The sequence below is a fragment of the Mycolicibacterium wolinskyi genome (assembly GCF_002101965.1).
GTDB classification, from domain to species: Bacteria; Actinomycetota; Actinomycetes; order Mycobacteriales; family Mycobacteriaceae; genus Mycobacterium; species Mycobacterium wolinskyi.
In genome coordinates, this window is record NZ_LQQA01000011.1 from 1 (window position 1) to 17,626 (window position 17,626).

Annotated in this window: 15 protein-coding genes and 1 pseudogene; 10 read left to right on the forward strand and 6 right to left on the reverse strand. The window is 64.4% G+C overall.

The annotated features are described in order from the left end of the window. Window positions 1–580 precede the first annotated feature (580 nt). Window positions 581–1,030 (forward strand): annotated as a pseudogene (locus tag AWC31_RS11125) (transposase); the annotation flags it as partial. 186 nt (window positions 1,031–1,216) lie between these two features. On the opposite strand, the gene AWC31_RS11130 reads toward AWC31_RS11125, so the two are convergent. Next, window positions 1,217–1,867, reverse strand: coding sequence for a TIGR03086 family metal-binding protein (locus AWC31_RS11130; protein ID WP_085144336.1), 651 nt, complete (start codon window positions 1,865–1,867; stop codon window positions 1,217–1,219). A gap of 63 nt (window positions 1,868–1,930) precedes the next feature. Between AWC31_RS11130 and AWC31_RS11135 the strand changes: the two genes are divergently transcribed. After that, complete coding sequence (locus AWC31_RS11135; RefSeq protein WP_085144337.1) at window positions 1,931–2,878, forward strand: helix-turn-helix transcriptional regulator; 948 nt, start codon at window positions 1,931–1,933, stop codon at window positions 2,876–2,878. A 10-nt stretch (window positions 2,879–2,888) separates the two neighbouring features. On the opposite strand, the gene allB is transcribed toward AWC31_RS11135, so the two are convergent. Continuing rightward, on the reverse strand, window positions 2,889–4,256 hold the full coding sequence (gene allB / locus AWC31_RS11140; protein WP_085144338.1) for an allantoinase AllB: 1,368 nt from the start codon (window positions 4,254–4,256) through the stop codon (window positions 2,889–2,891). A 219-nt stretch (window positions 4,257–4,475) separates the two neighbouring features. Between allB and AWC31_RS11145 the strand changes: the two genes are divergently transcribed. Both AWC31_RS11145 and AWC31_RS11150 read left to right on the forward strand, forming a co-directional pair. Next, the gene (locus AWC31_RS11145) at window positions 4,476–5,981 is read left to right on the forward strand and encodes an NCS1 family nucleobase:cation symporter-1 (protein ID WP_085144348.1); all 1,506 of its coding nucleotides are present in this window, start codon (window positions 4,476–4,478) and stop codon (window positions 5,979–5,981) included. Window positions 5,982–5,992: 11 nt separating this feature from the next. Next, the gene (locus AWC31_RS11150) at window positions 5,993–6,715 is read left to right on the forward strand and encodes an aspartate/glutamate racemase family protein (protein ID WP_085144339.1); all 723 of its coding nucleotides are present in this window, start codon (window positions 5,993–5,995) and stop codon (window positions 6,713–6,715) included. Between the two features lie 54 nt (window positions 6,716–6,769). On the opposite strand, the gene AWC31_RS11155 is transcribed toward AWC31_RS11150, so the two are convergent. Both AWC31_RS11155 and AWC31_RS11160 read right to left on the reverse strand, forming a co-directional pair. Beyond that, window positions 6,770–7,585 carry a bifunctional allantoicase/(S)-ureidoglycine aminohydrolase gene (locus tag AWC31_RS11155; RefSeq protein WP_085144340.1) on the reverse strand — a complete coding sequence of 272 codons (816 nt, stop codon included), beginning with the start codon at window positions 7,583–7,585 and terminating at the stop codon, window positions 6,770–6,772. After that, the gene (locus AWC31_RS11160; RefSeq protein ID WP_085144341.1) at window positions 7,582–8,859 is read right to left on the reverse strand and encodes a DUF6986 family protein; all 1,278 of its coding nucleotides are present in this window, start codon (window positions 8,857–8,859) and stop codon (window positions 7,582–7,584) included. The genes AWC31_RS11155 and AWC31_RS11160 overlap by 4 nt, the downstream gene beginning before the upstream one ends. A gap of 176 nt (window positions 8,860–9,035) precedes the next feature. Here AWC31_RS11160 and AWC31_RS11165 point away from each other — a divergent pair, with 176 nt between their 5' ends. The 3 genes from AWC31_RS11165 to AWC31_RS11180 all read left to right on the forward strand — a co-directional run bounded on the left by AWC31_RS11165 (window position 9,036) and on the right by AWC31_RS11180 (window position 12,905). Continuing rightward, window positions 9,036–9,797 (forward strand): IclR family transcriptional regulator, encoded by a 762-nt coding sequence (locus AWC31_RS11165; protein WP_085144349.1) that lies wholly within the window; start codon window positions 9,036–9,038, stop codon window positions 9,795–9,797. Window positions 9,798–10,262: 465 nt separating this feature from the next. After that, window positions 10,263–11,072 carry an LLM class F420-dependent oxidoreductase gene (locus tag AWC31_RS11175; RefSeq protein WP_085144342.1) on the forward strand — a complete coding sequence of 270 codons (810 nt, stop codon included), beginning with the start codon at window positions 10,263–10,265 and terminating at the stop codon, window positions 11,070–11,072. Between the two features lie 147 nt (window positions 11,073–11,219). Continuing rightward, window positions 11,220–12,905: a GMC family oxidoreductase gene (locus tag AWC31_RS11180; protein ID WP_085144343.1), complete on the forward strand. Its 1,686-nt coding sequence runs from the start codon at window positions 11,220–11,222 to the stop codon at window positions 12,903–12,905. A 26-nt stretch (window positions 12,906–12,931) separates the two neighbouring features. Here the strand turns inward: AWC31_RS11180 and AWC31_RS11185 are convergent, their stop codons facing one another. Further along, complete coding sequence (locus AWC31_RS11185; RefSeq protein WP_085144344.1) at window positions 12,932–13,528, reverse strand: TetR/AcrR family transcriptional regulator; 597 nt, start codon at window positions 13,526–13,528, stop codon at window positions 12,932–12,934. 95 nt (window positions 13,529–13,623) lie between these two features. Here AWC31_RS11185 and AWC31_RS11190 point away from each other — a divergent pair, with 95 nt between their 5' ends. After that, entirely contained in the window at window positions 13,624–14,478 is an 855-nt protein-coding gene (locus AWC31_RS11190) for an alpha/beta hydrolase (RefSeq protein WP_085144345.1), read from the forward strand. Window positions 14,479–14,743: 265 nt separating this feature from the next. Beyond that, window positions 14,744–15,874, forward strand: a complete 1,131-nt coding sequence (locus tag AWC31_RS11195) for an FAD-dependent oxidoreductase (RefSeq protein ID WP_085144346.1) — start codon at window positions 14,744–14,746, stop codon at window positions 15,872–15,874. 16 nt (window positions 15,875–15,890) lie between these two features. Here AWC31_RS11195 and AWC31_RS11200 read toward each other — a convergent pair whose 3' ends face one another. Next, window positions 15,891–16,496 carry an LGFP repeat-containing protein gene (locus AWC31_RS11200; protein ID WP_085144347.1) on the reverse strand — a complete coding sequence of 202 codons (606 nt, stop codon included), beginning with the start codon at window positions 16,494–16,496 and terminating at the stop codon, window positions 15,891–15,893. 213 nt (window positions 16,497–16,709) lie between these two features. Between AWC31_RS11200 and AWC31_RS11205 the strand changes: the two genes are divergently transcribed. Further along, window positions 16,710–17,626: 13E12 repeat family protein (locus AWC31_RS11205; protein WP_085144350.1), on the forward strand; the 917-nt coding region annotated here is incomplete at its 3' end.

The following is a 17,626-nucleotide window of genomic DNA, read 5'->3' on the forward strand; positions in this document are numbered from 1 at the left end:
GCAACGGCGGCAGTTGCGAACGGTGGCGAGCGACTGTCTACCCACCGGAGGACTGTATCCTCGGCGAGCGCTGACGATCGGCTTGCAACGCAACCTCGCCTCCCGATTTCCACAGATATCGCATGGCCGCAGGCCCTCGATCACCGCGCTAGACGATATGAGGGGGCTGGGGGCCGCGCCACATGTGAACGTGGGTTGTCGTCAGGAGTAAATCCTGGCCGAGGTGGACACACAGCCGTCCATCCCGGTCAATTCGATGCTGTAGCAACACTATTTGTTCAGCAGTGTCGACCAACTGGTGACTCACTGGCGACTCCTACCGCACCCGCACACGGCCGAACTCCTCGGCAAAAGCCGCACCAACAACAAACCCCGGCCGCTTGGCTCTGTTGATCGCTGCTGATTGTGCCGCGTTGCGTGTCCGGGCAAGCGTGCGTTTGTTGAGTCCCCAACCCCGATAGGCTGAGTCGGTCGGGGGCAAGCGCGGCGAAATGCCGCTTATCCCGTAATGGTGCGAGCCGCAACGAGCTTCACGGGGACTGTGGATCTAACGGTGTTTCTAACACTGACACGCTGAGCGATGCTCGGCGAGAAAGGTGCCGTGATGGCGACACTGGAAGATGTGGCGAAGAAGAAGGCGGCTGTCGAGCTGGTCCGGTTGGCCCAGGAACAGGGCCTATCGCTGACTGGGCCCGACGGGCTGCTCAAACGATTGACCAAGACGGTCCTGGAGACCGCGCTCAATGAGGAGATGACCGAGCACCTCGGTTATGAGAAACACGACCCGCCCGAGGCGGGGTCGGGCAACTTCCGCAACGGGACCCGCGCCAAGACGGTGCTGACCGACACCACCGGTGCGGTCGCACTCGACGTGCCGCGCGATCGGGCATCGACCTTTGAGCCCCAAATCGTCAGGAAGCGCCAGCGGCGGCTGTCCGGGGTCGATGAGGTGGTCTTGTCGTTGTACGCCAAAGGTATTACCACCGGAGAGAGTTCGGCGTATTTCGCCGAGATCTACGGGGCGTCGGTGTGCCCTTTCTGTCACAGATCAAGGACAAGGCGCCGCGTTTGGCGAATGGCCTGATCTGATCTGCATTGCCTAAGCAATGTGACAGTCGTTCGACATAGACCACTCACAGTTGATCGCAACGACCAAATGCGGTGCGCCCCCGCGGGACAGTCACGACGTCGCCGCAGTCCTGGGTGCGGACCCCCGTCAGGATCGGCCGCGCGGATCGCGGCCGTTCCAGGCGACGAGGCGGTCGATGACGGTTGCGTCGTCGGAGATCGGGACAGCCTCGGCGAACGGGACGGCGATCTCGTCGAAACCCCTTGCGGCCGAGATCTCCTCGTAGAGCGCTCGGCGGTTCTCGGCCGGGAGGATTTGGCGTGCCGCGTCGAGCGCCGCGGCGACGACTGTGTCGTCCCAGTCGGGCCGCTGACCGGTCGCCGTCGCAAGGTCCCACGTGTGGACGGTCAGCTCGGAGAAGTAGGACGCCAGCACCTTGGCGCCGCTGCCTTGGATCCACGGCAGCGCCATGGGTCGTTCGAGCACGGCGTCGTCGCTCCAGGCATCCGCGACTCGTCTCCCCGACTCCCGCCACGCATCGAGCCAGCGATCGTCGGCGACCGGGGTGTCGGTGACGGCGAAGGGATCATCGCCGTTGCCGAGCGCGGCGATTCGGCCAAGCACGCCGATGAGGTGTGCGAGTAGTGCTCGCACGTCCATGTCTGTGCATGGCGTCGGGTCCGTGAGTTGCTCTGGCCGGACGCCGGCGATTACGCCCCCGCAGGTGGCTAGCGCACGGTCGAGGATCGGCCGGGGGTCCGTGAGGTGGTCCGTGGTGGAACTGGTCGATGTGGTCATGGCGCCATTGTGCCGACCTAAACCGGTCACCTAATGACCAGTTTGATGTGGAAGTGTGGTTGCATGCGGGCCGACCGGCTAGTAGCCACCCTCCTCCTCCTGCAACAGCGCGAGCAGGTCACAGCATCGGAGGTCGCCCGGGAGTTGGAGGTGTCCGAGCGCACCGCCCGCCGCGACCTCGAAGCGTTGAGCACCGCCGGGGTGCCCGTGTACGCCATGCCGGGCCGGGGAGGCGGATGGCGCCTCTTGGGCGGCGCTCGCACCGACCTCTCCGGGCTGACCGCGAGCGAGGCTCGCGCGCTGTTTCTGGTAGCCGGACCCGCCTCGCCGGCAACCCCCAGCGTGAAGTCCGCTCTGCGCAAACTCATCCGGGCGCTGCCCGAGCCCTTCCGGGAACAGGCCGAGGCGGCCGCGACATCGGTCGTCGTAGACCCACGACACTGGGGATCCAGCCAGCCCGAGCCCCGACCACCTCGGTTTCTCGACGAACTTCAAGGGGCGGTGATCCGCGGTGTCCAGGTACGGCTCGGCTATGTCGACCGCAAGGGCGCGGAGACCGAGCGGACCGTGCACCCACTGGGCATCGTGGCCAAAAGGCCGACGTGGTACCTCATCTCGAATACGGAGGCCGGTCGACGAACTTTCCGGATCGACCGCGTCTCCTCGGTCGAGTTGACCGAGGATCCCGTCCAACGACCCCACGGATTCGACCTCGCCGAGAGCTGGCGCGAGATCGCCGACGAGATCGATCGAAGGCGCACTCCCCTTCAGGCCCACGCGCTGTGCGCTCCCGACGGGCTCGGCCTGCTCCGGATGGTGCTCGGCAGCCGCCTCGAAGTCGGCGGTTCCACGCCCGACGGCCGCATCGAGGTCGTGGTCCGCGGCCGCGACGAGTACGCCCTGGCAGGCGAAATTGCCTGGCTCACCGAATGGCTCGAAGTCATCGACCCACAGAGCGTGCGCGACCACCTCGCTTCGATCGGTGGTGCGCTTGTGGCGCGGTACAGCTGAACGAGCTGCGCTACACCCCGCCGCGGCGCAGCATCCGACCCTGCGGGGTCTTGAAGTCAATCTTCTTGCCGCGCAACCACGTACCCGTCACGACACCGGCGAGTGCACGTCCGTCGTACGGGCAGATCGGGTTCTTGTGGTGCAGCTTGTGCACGTCGACGACTTGTGCCGACTCGGGCTCGAAGATCGCGAAATCGGCGTCGTAGCCGAGGGCGATCTTGCCCTTGTTGTTCAGTCCGGCGAGCTCGGCGGGTTTGGCCGCCATCCACTCGAGCACCTGTGTCAGTGGTATCCCGCGACGCTTGGCCTCGGTCCAGATCAGCGACAGGCCGAGCTGAAGCGACGCGACACCGCCCCACGCAACGCCGAAGTCACCGTTCTCGACGTCCTTCAGGTCGACCGTCGACGGCGAGTGGTCAGAGACGATGCAGTCGATCGTGCCGTCGAGCAGGCCTTGCCATAGCAGTTCCCGATTCGACGCTTCACGGATCGGCGGACAGCACTTGAATGCGGTTGCGCCGTTGGGGATCTCCTCGGCGAGGAGGGTGAGGTAGTGCGGGCAGGTCTCGACGGTGATCTTGACGCCGTCGCGCTTAGCGGTGGCGAGCATGGGCAGTGCGTCCGACGACGACAGGTGCAGAATATGGGCGCGGACGCCGGTCCACCGAGCGCGTTCGATGACCTCGGCGATCGCCACGTTCTCGGCGCCGCGCGGCCGTGACGCCAGGAAGCGTTCGTACCGGTCACCCTCGGCCGAGGGGGCTCGGTCGATGGCGCGGGAGTCCTCGGCATGCACGATCATCATGGAGTCGAAGCCGGCCAATACGGCCATGTCCTTCTCCATCTCATCGGCGTCGAGATGCGGGAACTCGTCGACGCCCGAGTGCAGCAGAAAGCACTTGAAGCCGAACACGCCATCGTCATGCAGAGCGCGCAGATCGCCGGTGTTGCCCGGAATCGCGCCGCCCCAGAAACCCACGTCGATGTGTGTCTTGCCTGATGCCGCCGCACGCTTGGCATTCAGTGCTTCGACGTTGACCGTCGGCGGAATCGAGTTCAGCGGCATGTCGATCAACGTCGTCACACCGCCCGCCGCCGCCGCGCGGGTAGCCGAATCGAACCCCTCCCACTCGGTGCGGCCCGGCTCGTTGACATGCACATGCGTATCGACCAAGCCCGGGATCATGACCTGCTCGGCGGTGAGTTCAATGATCTCCGCGCCGGTGAGGCCGCTCCCGAGCGGCTCGATCGCGACGACGCGACCGTCTCGGATACCGATCTCGCGGGCGACAATTCCTGCCGTCGTCAGGGTGCGTTCGCCGCGGACCACCAGGTCGTAATCGGGTCGGTTCGACTGTTCGGGGGCGTCGGCGGTCATCGGCTGCTCTTCATGGCTACGAACATGATTCCTCATCGTGGAAATAAAACTCCATCCTAGGGAAACCTTAGGTGTGAGCGCCGACACAGTCAATCTGGCGAAAAGCTTGACACGGGGTGTCCGATACGCGTTACTTATCGAATCTGTGGAGTAATTCTTCCGCAGAGTGGAATGTTTGCGGCGGCAAGCGTCGTCGCTCCGACCGTGACAGGCGTATCCATGAGCACAGAGTCCACCGGGCTGATCGGCGACTCCAACCGTACCGACGCCACCCCACTCGCCGACGTGAGTCCGCATCTGTACAACGCCGATCTCGCGCCCACCAAGCGCGAAGGCCGCCGGTGGGGCGCGTACAACATCTTCACGTTGTGGGCCAACGACGTGCACAGCCTGGGCAACTATTCGTTCGCCATCGGACTGTTCGCCCTCGGCCTCGGTGGGTGGCAGATCCTGGTGGCGCTCGGACTCGGCGGCGCCTTCCTCTTCTTACTGCTCAACCTCTCCGGTTTCATGGGCGAGAAGACCGGCGTCCCGTTCCCGGTGATGAGCCGCATCGCCTTCGGCATCCGCGGCGCGCAGATCCCCGCCATCATCCGCGGCGCGGTCGCGATCGCATGGTTCGGCATCCAGACCTACCTCGCGTCCGTGGTGCTGCGCATCTTGATCATCGCGCTCGCACCGTCGGCCCAGACCCTCGACTCGAACAGCTTTCTGGGATTGTCGACGCTCGGCTGGATCTCGTTCGTCACGCTGTGGGTGATCCAGGTGGTCATCGTCAGCTACGGCATGGAAATGATCCGCAAGTACGAGGCGTTCGCCGGTCCGGTCATTCTGATCACGATGGTCGCGCTCGCGATCTGGATGCTCAACAACGCCGACTGGTCCATCGCGTGGACGACGCCCAACTCGCTGACCGGCGTCGACATGTGGCTGAAAATCGTCGGCGGCGCCAGCCTGTGGGTCGCGATCTACGGCACGTTCGTCCTCAACTTCTGCGACTTCACCCGCAACGCGACGTCGAAGCGGGCGATCGTGAAAGGCAACTTCTGGGGCATCCCGCTCAACATGCTGGTGTTCGGCGGCATCGTCATCACTCTGGCCGGCGCTCAGTTCAGCATCGACGGACGCATCATCGACGCGCCCGCCGACATCGTCAAGGAAGTCCCGAACACGCTGCTGCTGGTGCTCGCGGCACTCGCCCTGCTGATCCTGACCGTCGCCGTGAACATGATGGCCAACTTCGTCGCACCGATCTACGCGCTCAACAATCTGTTCCCCAAGCACCTGAACTTCCGTCGCGCAGCGTTCATCTCGGCCGTCATCGGCCTCGTGATCCTGCCGTGGAACCTGTACAACTCCCCTGCCGTCATCAACTACTTCCTCGGCGGACTCGGTGCCATTCTGGGGCCGCTGTTCGGCATCATCATGGCCGACTACTGGCTGGTGCGTCGGTCCAACATCAACGTTTTGGCCCTGTTCACGACCGACGCCAACGGTGAATACCACTACGCAAAGGGCGTCAATGTGCGTGCGGTGGTCGCCCTCGGCGTCACCTCGATAGTGGCCCTTCTGCTGGCGTTTGTTCCGGCGTTCAAGGTCGTCGCGGAGTTCTCCTGGTTCATCGGCGCAGGACTCGGTGCGATCGTGTACATGGTGGTGGCAGACCGCCGGGGACCGTTCAACGATGTCTCCGGCGAGCCGATCGCCGTGGCCAGCACGCACTAGTAGGGACCTCCATGAAAATCCTCGTAGCCAACGTCAACACGACGGTTTCGATGACCGATGCGATCGCCGAGTCGGCGCGCGGCGTCGCGTCGCCTGGCACCGAGATCGTCGGAATCACACCGCGTTTCGGTGCGGACTCGTGCGAAGGAAACTTCGAGAGCTACCTGGCCGCCATCGCGGTCATGGATGCGATCACCTCATATCCCGAACCGTTCGACGCGGTGATTCAAGCCGGCTACGGCGAGCACGGCCGGGAAGGTCTGCAGGAGTTGCTCGACGTCCCGGTGGTCGACATCACCGAGGCGGCCGCGTCGACGGCCATGTACCTCGGGCACAAGTACTCGGTCGTCACCACGCTCGACCGCACCGTGCCACTGATCGAAGACCGTCTCAAGCTCGCCGGCCTCGACGCACGATGCGCGTCGGTCCGGGCATCCGGCCTCGGTGTGCTGGAACTGGAATCGGATCCGGAACGGGCCGTCGAGGCGATAGTCCACCAGGCGCGAGAGGCAGTCGAGAACGATCACGCCGAAGTGATCTGCCTGGGCTGCGGCGGTATGGCCGAACTGGAAGAGAAGGTGAGGGCCGCGACGGGTGTCCCAATCGTCGACGGAGTCCGCTCGGCGGTCACCATCGCCGAAGGGCTGGTCCGGATGGGTTTGTCCACGTCGAAGGTGCGTACCTACGCGACTCCACGCGAGAAGAAGGTCATCGGCTGGCCTTTTCGGTTGTAGGTCAACGACATACACGACACCGGGCGCCTCAGAAGAGGCGCCCGGTTCGACGTTTCAGAGCATGATCTGGCGGTTGACGTCCTTGTACAACAGGTACCGGAAGTTGGACGGCCCGCCGGCGTAGCACGCCTGCGGGCAGAAGGCGCGCAGCGAGAGGAAGTCGCCTTCCTGAACTTCCACCCAGTCTCCGTTGAGGTGATAGACGGCCTTGCCCTCGAGCATCAGCAGGCCGTGTTCCATGACGTGGGTCTCGGCGAACGGAATGGTGGCGCCGGGCTCGAAGGTGACGATGTTGACGTGCATGTCGTACCCGAGGTCCTGCGGGTCGAGCATGCGTGTCGTGCGCCATTTGCCGTCGGTTCCCGGCATGGCCGACGGTTCGATGTCCCGCTCGTTGCCGAACTTCACCGATACCGAGTGGCCTTCGATGGCCTCATAGCGCTTGCGGATCCATACGAACGTCGCGTCGGCGTCGCCGTTGTTGTGGGCCGACCAATCGGTACCCGCCGGAAGGTAGGCGAAGCCGCCCTCGGTGAGCGTCTGGGACTGACCTGCCGCGTCGACGGTGAGCGCACCCGAGGTAACGAACAGGAAGCTCTGCACCTCGGGCTGCGGCTCCGGTCGCTTCGCCCCGCCGCCCGGCTTGACCTCGACGATCGCTTGGTAATACGTCGTCGCACCACCGGCGACCGGTCGGTTGATGATCCATGCGCGGGTATCGGTCCACTCCGGGAACACCGAGGTGACGATGTCCGAGAGAACACCGCGCGGGATCACCGTGTAGGCCTCGGTGACGATGGCGCGGTCGGTCAGCAGATCCGTCTGCGGGGGCAAGCCGCCGCGAGGCGTGTAGTACGACGCAGTGGTCACTGATTGCTCCTGGTTGTGCGGCCGAGCGCGATGTCGCGCACGGTGGATTCGGGGAGATCCGTGGCGGTCTCGATCTCGTCGGCGGTGAGGGCGCCGCACACGCTGCCACGATGAATCACGTTCGCCAGTGCGCGGGCGGTGGCCGGCTCATCCATGACGGTCGAGTCGAGTCGGTGAACGTAGTTGCGCAGGCGCGTCGCGGCGGATGCGAACGCGCCGCGGTAGAACGCGTAGGTCGACAGGTACCGGGTGACGAGCTGGGCGGGGTGCATGTCCCAGCCCTGGTAGATGCCGCGTTCCAGATGGCGCCGGACCAAGCGCGCGTGCAGCTTCCACGCCATGGCGACGTTGTCGGGGCCGCCGACCGGCAGGATGTTGGTCGAGCCGTCGGACATGTGAACGCCGGTGCCCGCCACCGCGAGTTGCATGACGTTCTTGGCGTGGTCTGCTGCCGGATGTTCCATCGATTGGTACGCGGCCGCGATACCGAGGGACGCCGAGTAGTCGTAGGTCCCGTAGTGCAGCGAGCTGACGCGCCCCTGGCCCGCGTGGATGAACTCGGCAACGGGTGCGCGACCATCGGCGCCGAGGATCGCCTGCGGTGTCTCGACCTGCACTTCGAAGCGAATGCGGCCATCCGGCAATCCGTTCGCACGTTCGAGTGCGCTCGCGACGACGACCATGGCCTCGACCTGGTCGACGGACGTCACCTTGGGAAGGGTGAGCGTGAGGCCGTCGGGCAGGCCGCCCGACTCGACGAGTCCGCTGACGAACATGTCGAGCGTGCGCAGTCCGCGCGCACGGGTGCCTGCTTCGAAGCACTTGAAGCGGGTGCCGACGAACGGCGTCGAGGTGCCTGCGTCGAGCGCGACCCGCAGCGCGGCGACCGCTTGTGCGACATCGGCGTCTTCCGTCGCATCATCGAAAGTGCCGTAGCCGTCCTCGAAGTCGATGCGCAGGTCTTCGATCGGCTCGCTGGTCAGCTTGTGCTCAACAAGGGCTGCGAGCGTGTCGGGCGCACAGTCGGTTCCGCTGCTCGCACCGACGAGTGCAGCGACCGCGTCCAGCCCGCCCGCGTCCTTCGCGACTGCGAGCGCGGTGGAGCCCCAATCGGCGGGCAGCGCCGCCGAGTACCGGTTGCCCGGGACATAGACGGTGTGAACCGGCTGGCGACGGCCGTCATCACCGGGGTATTGGTTCGCCAAGTGCGCGTCGGCGGCCGAGAGCCGGCGATCGACGTCGGCCAGCACCGCATCGTCGAGGCATCGTGTCACGGGCGTCCCTAACCTCTCCGGAAATCTCTGTGAAAACAGAATTCCACAATGCGGAGTTTAGCGTGAGGTTATCGACGCATGATTTCCTGATCTGTCATCCAAACAAGTTTCCGTATTGCGGAAACAAAGTTGGACATGTTGGATGAAAGACAGATCGTCGACCAGGAGTGGACCGCATGACGGAGAAGTCGGGCGGCGTGCAGTCGGTGGAGCGCGCGTTCGAGTTGATGGAATTGATCGGACGTGCCGGAGGAGAGTGCTCGCTGACGGAGTTGTCGGCAGAGTCCCCGTTGCCGCCGCCGACAATTCACCGTCTCCTGCGCACGTTGGTCGGACTCGGCTATGTGCGTCAACTGCCCAATCGTCGCTACGCACTGGGGCCGAGGCTGATCCGGCTTGGTGTAGTGGCGAACCGCCAGCTGGGCGCGGTCGCCGCCCCGGTGCTGCAGTCGTTGGTCGATGAGCTCTCGGAGACGGCAAGTCTCGCTGTCCTCGACGGCGACATGGTGATCTACACCGGGCAGGTTCTGCCTCCGAGGCTGATGGGGACCGACAGTGAAGTCGGCAAGCGCGTCGGCCTGCACACAACCGGTGTGGGCAAGGCGGTTCTGGCTGAGTTGGATGATGCGCGCATTCTGAAATTGGTCACGCAGTCTGGATTTCCCGCACCGACCGAGAACAGTGCGTCGACCCTTTCTGCGGTGTTCGCAAACGTCGAACGTGTACGTGTCGACGGCTATGCGGTCGACAATGAGGAGTTCGAGATCGGTGTGCGCTCCGTCGCGATGGCGGTGCCCGGCGCTCCGACGCCGATGGCGATCGGCATCTCCGGGCCCTCGGCTCATGTCAGTGAGGAATTGATCGCTCGAGCCGTTCCCGCACTGAAGAAGGCGACCGGCGTGATCTCGGAAGCCCTGATCGGGGCGAGGGAGCGGTAAACCTTCAGCCTGTGCGGAGATTCGCGTTGCCGACCGCCAGACGACTTAGTCCGGCCCTTCGCGGACATCCTTTCCCTGTTCGGCGAACGCTTTGAAGTCCTGCATGTGTTGCTGCGACTGTTTACGGAAGGCACCCGGTATCAGAAGCCCCACCAACCGCATCAGCACGTTGCTGAACCGGTATTCGCTCTCGCTTTCCCAGAGCGTCGACTCGGACTGGCTTCGGTCAGTCGATCGCGCACGACACTCCACATGCCCGGGCCCACGATCTCTCGGTCGAGCAGCTGAGCCACCGTGTCCCGCGGCAGAGCGATCTCGATGGAGTTGGTGTACTTCATCGCGCACGTTCCTTCCGGGCGTGGGAAAACATGCTGCATCACTTATCCCGCTGCGGGCTCCGGAATAAATTACGCACCCGATCAACTTGGCCCAGGAGTCGCCCTTCCCCGACTCAGGAGCATCCACATGACCCGTCCCGTTCGCGTCGCCGTGCAGATCCAGCCCGGCGGTGCGCCCGACTACCGCACGTGGCGCGACGCCGTCCTGGCCGCCGACGACCTCGGCGTTGACGTGATCTTCGGTTACGACCACTTCCACCGCCCGGCGATGAAAGGAATCGTCGACGGCAAACCCATCATGTTCGACGAGCAACCCGACGTTGCCAACTTCGAGGGCTGGACCACGCTCGCGTCATGGGGTGAGATCACCTCGCACGCCGAGATCGGGCTCCTGGTCACCGGCGTCGGTTACCGCAACCCGGACCTGCTCGCCGACATGGCGCGCACCGTCGACCACATCAGCGGCGGCCGGCTCATTCTCGGCCTCGGCGCGGGATGGTACGAAAAGGATTACACCACCTACGGTTACGAATTCGGCACATTCAGCTCCCGGTTCGACCTGTTCGACGAGAGCCTGATCCGCATCGAGAACCGGCTGGCTGCACTGATCCCGCCGCCCGTGCGCAAGCTGCCGATCCTCATCGGCGGCACGGGGCCCAAGCGCTCCCTGCCCGCCGTTGCCCGGCACGCCGACATCTGGCACGCGTTCCAAGACCTCGACGCATTCCGCAAATCGAGCGAGCGCGTCGACGAGCTTGCAGCGACGTTCGGCCGCAACGGGGCCGACATCGAACGCTCGACGTTGTGGGAGAACGCCGAAAGCGCCGATGCCTTCCGAGAAGCGGGCGTCACGTTGTTCCAGACCGAGCTCACCTCCGACAACGGATACGACCTCACGTCCCTCAAACAGGTGCTCACATGGCGAGACAACGGGTGACGGGCTAAGCGATACTCACCGGGCTCAATCAGGTCTGATCCCCCGCCGCTTCTCCTGGTGCTGACACGGGACCGATTAAGCAGTAATCGAATACCCCATCACGCACACTAGGTGTCGCACCCGACCCCATGGAGGAACGATCTCGGAATGAGCCCCGCCGCCGAATTCGACTACGTCATCGTGGGAGCAGGCAGTGCGGGCTGCCTGCTCGCCAATCGGCTCAGCGCCAACCCTGACCGCCGGGTTCTCCTGATCGAGGCCGGCGGAAAAGACGACTGGTTCTGGATCAAGGTGCCGGTGGGCTATCTGTACACCATTGCCAACCCCCGCACCGACTGGTGCTTCGTGACTGAGCCCGATCCAGGTCTCGCCGGGCGCAGCATTATCTACGCGCGGGGCCGGGTGATCGGCGGCTGCTCGTCGATCAATGCCATGATCCACATGCGCGGGCAGGCAAGCGATTACGAGCTATGGGCACAGGCCACCGGTGACGAACGCTGGCTCTGGGGTGGCCCGGACTCTCCCGGCGAAACGCTGGCAATCTACAAAGAGCTAGAGGACTACTTCGGCGGAGCCGATGAATGGCACGGCGCCGGCGGCGAGATCCCCGTCCAGCGGCCGCGGGTGCGCTGGAAGATCTTGGACGCGTGGCAGGCCGCCGCTGCCCAGGTGGGCATCGCACCGATCGACGAATTCAACCGGGGCGACAACGCCGGCAGCGCGTACTTTCACGTCAACCAACGGCGTGGCCGTCGCTGGTCGATGGCCGATGCATTCCTGCATCCGATCGCGCACCGTCCCAATCTCACGGTTTACACCCAGACCCAGGCGTTGCAACTCCTCATGGATGGCCAGGTCCACGAGCATCAGCGTCGCGGTGCCTGGATCACGGCTCAGCGCCGCGCCACCGGCGTGCGGCTCCTCAAGGATGGCCAGATCATCGACATCCAAGCCCGCCGGGAGGTGATCCTGAGCGCCGGAGCGATTGGGTCGCCGCATCTCATGCAGGTCTCGGGTCTGGGCCCAGCAGGGCTGCTGACCCGGCATCAGGTGCCCGTCGCCGTCGATCTGCCAGGAGTGGGTGAAAACCTCCAGGACCACCTGCAGCTTCGAACGGTCTACCGCATCCAAGGCGCCCGGACGGTCAACACGCTGTACCGGAATTGGATCACCCGTGGCGGCATGGGACTTCAGTACGTGACGCTGCGGTCAGGACCCATGACCATGCCGCCCTCCACGCTGGGGGCCTTCGCGAAAAGCGACCCGGCGCTGGCCAGCCCCGATTTGGAGTGGCACGTGCAGCCGTTGTCGCTGCCCAAATTCGGCGAACCGCTACACCGTTTCGGCGCGATCACACCCTCCGTCTGCAATCTGCGACCCAGCTCGCGCGGCCATGTACGCATGGCCAGTGCAGATCCGCTGAGCCACCCCAAGATCTCCTGCAACTACCTATCGACCTACGCCGATCGTCAAATCGCCGTGCGCGGCCTGCGGATGACCCGCCAGATCATGGCGGCGCCGGCCCTCGCCCGCTACCGCCCGGAAGAGTTGCTTCCCGGTCCACAACTGACGAGCGACGAAGACCTGCAGCAGGCCGCCAGTGAACTCGGTACAACGATCTTTCACCCGGTGGGTACCTGCGCCATGGGAGCCTTTGACACACAAGGTCTTCCGCGGTCAACTGCCACGGTGCTGGACACCGACTGTCGCGTATATCGCGTCGCCGGCCTTCGAGTGGTCGATGCCTCGGCGATGCCCACCATCACTTCCGGCAACACGAATGCGCCGGTCATGCTGATCGCAGAGCGCGCGGCGCGAGCGATCCTGGGTTAGTCGGTCTACACCAATTAGATAGCTGCTCAACTCCTTTCGGTTGCTTTCGTCCGCATCGGCCCTCCGATCATGCGCAGCATCAAGGCGACCGTGCCCTCCGAGTGGGCTGATGGATTCAGAATTTCTTGCAGGAGCAAGCCACGAATCGCGGCAACGGCGACAGTCGCCATGCTCAGCGCTCGCTCGGTCTCGTGCCCCTCGCGTTCCGCGAGCGAGGCCAGCATCGTGGTCAGGTCGTCGAGTGAATCGATGAACTCATGAAAATCCCCTGGGCTGTACGCAGCGAGTCCTACGACGTGAAAGAAGCCGCGGATGCGCGACAGCTGCTCCGGGCGGGTGTAGGTATGCCAGATTGCCACGACGAGATCGTCAAATGTGCCATCCTCGGCGGTCTTCAAAAGCACCTCGTTGTCACGAGATCGCTGCGCCGTGAGCATGGCCGCCAAGACGCCTGAAAGTGACCCGAAGTGGTATCGCAGCAGGGCGTGGCTGGTCTCAACCCTCGCCGCGACCTCACGCAGCGACATATCCGGCGAGGGAAGGCCGTCCCCGAAGGCGTCGAGAAGCCGCGCCAGAAGACGGTCGCGTGCGTCGCCTTTGCGTTCCGCGCTTGACACGGCCATTCGCACAGTTTATCCATTGGATGAGATTTTTCCAATGGATAAAAACTGCCGAGGATGCCGCGCTGCGACGTCGGCCGAGTTGTGAAGGACCTTCAATGAGCTCCATGTGGCACGGCTGTCTCGCCGACACCGACTATTTCGAGATGCGTTCCAGCGGTGGGTATGACTACGGCATCTGGGTGACCACGCCACCAGGTTATGACCGCGCCTCGACGCAGGCGCCTGTCGTGTATGTGCTCGACGGGAACTGGGCTGTGGGCATGACGGCTCCGCTCATCGTCACCCAGATGGACCCCATGCAACGGATCCAGCCCTACATTCAAGTCAGCGTTGGCTACGCGGGCGAGGAAGCGCAGGACTGGGATCGGCTGCGCAACAGGGACTTCGTGCCACCCGGCGAGCCCATCGCCAAGGAGCTCATCGATGCCGTGGAGATGGGAGTCCAATCGGGCGCGAGGACACCCGAGGAAGCCGACGCCTATCTCGCACAATTGCGCGGCACCCACGCCGATGTATTCCTGAGTTTCCTTACCGCGGAACTGCACCCGCGGATCGAACACGACTATGGCACCGCCACAAGCGGTCATGGCCTTTTCGGCTACTCCTACGGCGGACTGTTCACTCTCTACACGTGGCTCACCGGCAACACCCTCTTCGAGAGCATCGGAGCGGGGAGCCCCGGCGTCATCGCTGACGACAGTCAGATCTTCGCCCAGCTCCACCAGATGGGCGACAGCCGGCGTGCCGCCAAGCTTCACGTGACCCTCAACGACCGAGAACTTCTCGGGGACCTAGCCGTCTACCAAAGCCTCGCCAAGAACACCGTTACGGTCCTTCACCGCCTCACCTCACGCAGCGAAGCGGTCACGAGCGAGATCCTGCACGAAACACACGTCACTGGCTTACAGGCGTCGTTCCTCAGTTACCTCAGGACCTGCCGTTGCGTGTAGGCGTGACCGTCACTGTATGTCGAAGCCACGCGCTCGCACGAATGGGCCGACATCGCCGAAACCATAGCGTCGTAAGCCTGTTGCAATGAGCCGTCGGCTGTCCCCCTCGCCCATGCGGGTCGGCTCTGGGGTACAGTGCGGTCAGCGCGAAAAACGACCGCTCACACGGTCGTCCGCACGGTTGTCGAGCCCCACAGTCTCAGCGACCCAGCGTCTTCTAACCGAGCAGCCCGACTCCGGTCGGGCCGTGACAGAGGAGCGCTGAATGTCGTTGTCGATCGCAATCATTGGGGCCGGACTCGGGGGTCTTGTCCTGGCCCGCTCACTGCATCACCGCGGCATCAGCGCTACCGTCTACGATGCCGAAGCCTCATCCGCAGCGCGCGCGCAAGGCGGCCTTCTCGACGTCCATCCACCCACCGGGCAGGCGGCCCTCCACGACGCCGGTCTCTACAACGCGTTTCGATCCCTCATCCGCGCCGGCCACGATGCCAAACGCGTCACCGACCGCGACGGGACCATCGTGTTCGACTGGCCGGGGAGCAGCTTCGGCGCCCGGCCCGAGGTGGACCGCGGTGAACTGCGCGACATGCTGATCACTGCGCTTCCCGCCGGTATGATCCGCTGGGGACACAAAGCGACCGGTGTGCTCGCCGTCCCTGGCCAACGTCCGAAAGTGCGCTTCGCAGACGGCTCATCGGTCACCGCGGATATCGTGGTTGGCGCTGACGGCGCCTGGTCGAGGGTGCGTCGAAGTGTCTCCGGCGTCCAACCCGCTTATACGGGCACCTGCTTCATCGAGATCGGCTCTCCCCCTGGACAACTCCTATCTCATGACAGTGCGCAGATCATCGGTCGTGGCACCCTCATGGCAGTAGCTCCCGGATTAGGCATCTTGGCCCACCACAACGCTGACGGCACGCTCAGCGGCTATGTCGCCGTCAACGCGACGCTCGAACAGATTGCCTCTCTGGATAATTGTGGCCCGGCCGCAATGCGGGCAGTGCTTGCCCAGCGCTTCGAGCGCTGGGCCCCAGCGCTTGTCACGTTGGTTCTGGGCAACCTCGGTGATCCTCGATTACGTCCGATTTACGCGCTACCCATTGCACATCGTTGGAAGCGGGTGCCCGGAGTGACGTTGATCGGGGATGCGGCGCATCTGATGTCGCCGTTCGCCGGGGAGGGCGCCAATCTCGCCATGTTCGACGGCGCAGCGTTGGCCCGGGAGATCGCAGCCCAGCCCGATGACGTCGAGAGCGCGCTGTCTACCTACGAAAATGCGCTCTTTCCGCGTAGCGCCGAAGTCGCTCAGCGCAGCGCAGACAACCTACGGAAGTTCTTCGGTCCTGACGCACCACGCAGCACCGTTGACCTATTCGTCGACCTGCTCAGCTGATCCACTTCAGCGACGTCTACAGCCCGGACGGCACGACCTTGCCGTTGACCGTCACCTCGACATCGCCAGTCTTTGTGTTGAACGCGATCTGGCCGTGATCGAACGTCTCTACGAGCAGATCGCCGACGGGGTTCTCGTCGCTGGTAGGGGCACCCAGCGGACCTACCGAGCCATTTTCACCGGTGATCGCAGGTACACCGTCCGGATCGCGTGGGATATTCCAGGCCTCCCGGATCTTGCCCCAAGTGATGTAGGCAGGCGTGCCCACCTCGCCGTTCTTGGCGGTGATGACGCCGCCCTGGAACTGCTGGAACAGGACGCCGCTCTCCCGCGCCCCTGCGTTGAAGTCACCGGTAAGTGGCTTGCCCAGAGCGTCCTTCTGGCTCTGCGTTGCCGACGAGTACTTGACAGCGATCGGTCCGGTCAACGTGACCTCGACGTCTCTCTCCCCGATGAGCTTCACTTCGGCCGGCGGCGGCGGGACTTCAGTGGAAGTGGCGATCAATCCGACCTGAGGCGACTGCGACGCGTCGATGCCCTGGCCATTGCTGCAACCGACGGTAATCAGGGCAACGGCGGCCAGGCCGACGACTGTCGTGCGGCGGTGAGCGATCGTCCTCATGAGTTTCCTCTCGCGTCGTCCTGGGTGTCAGTCAAGTTGCATCTAATCCCGCTCGGCCGGGACTATAACCGAACCATTTCAATGGCGCAGGAGATCGCGGTCCTCTGGGCTGTGCAGGCAGACCTGTCCGCCACCGCTCCCCCTTTCTTTTCGCCTGCAGCTCAGACGTTTCCACGCACCGAACTTGTCGTACCTCCCTGCGACAATTGGGTTATGTCGTCGGAGCCAGCGCCTTTCGCCGCTGAGGGGTCACCCTGCGAGCGGCTTGAGGTGTTGTTCGGCGAGGTCGCGCAGTTGTGCGGTCAGCGCAACGCCATCGATGGGCGCCTGGTCGAGATTGTCGCCGAGATCGAGCGTGACGAGCTGTGGGGCGCCACCGGGGCCCGGTCGATGTCGGCGCTGGTGGCCTGGAAAACCGGTGTGACACCCCGTAACGCCGACACGATGATGGCGGTCGCGCGTCGCCTCGACGAGTTCCCGCGCTGCGCCGAAGCAATGCGCGACGGCAGGCTGTCCCTGGATCAGGTCGGGGTCATCGCCGAACGTGCCGCCGACGGATCCGATGCGCACTACGCGCAACTGGCCGCCGTCGCCACCGTCAACCAACTGCGCACCGCCGTCAAACTCGAACCCCGCCCCGACCCGAAACCCCGGCCCGAACCCAAACGCGAAATCACCAAAGACGTCCACGACGACTACACGACCTACCGCATCACCCTGCCGCGGGTCGAAGCCGCGAAACTCGACACCGCCATGCAGTCCCATCACGACGCCCAGATCGCCGACTGGAAACGCGACCACAAGAATTGCGAGCAGGCCCCGCCGTTCCCGAACACCGTCGATGCCTTCATGAGCCTGATCGAGGCAGGCTGGGACACCGACGTCGCGGCCCGGCCCCACGGCCAACACACCACCGTCGTCGTGCACCTCGACATCGACAAGCGCATCGCCGCACTACATCTGGGCCCACTACTCACCGACGCCGAACGCCAATACCTGACCTGCGATGCCACCTGCGAAGCCTGGTTCGAACAACACGGCCACGTCATCGGAGCAGGACGAACCACCCGCACCGTCAACCGCCGGCTACGCCGCGCCCTGGAACATCGCGACCGCTGCTGCGTGGTCCC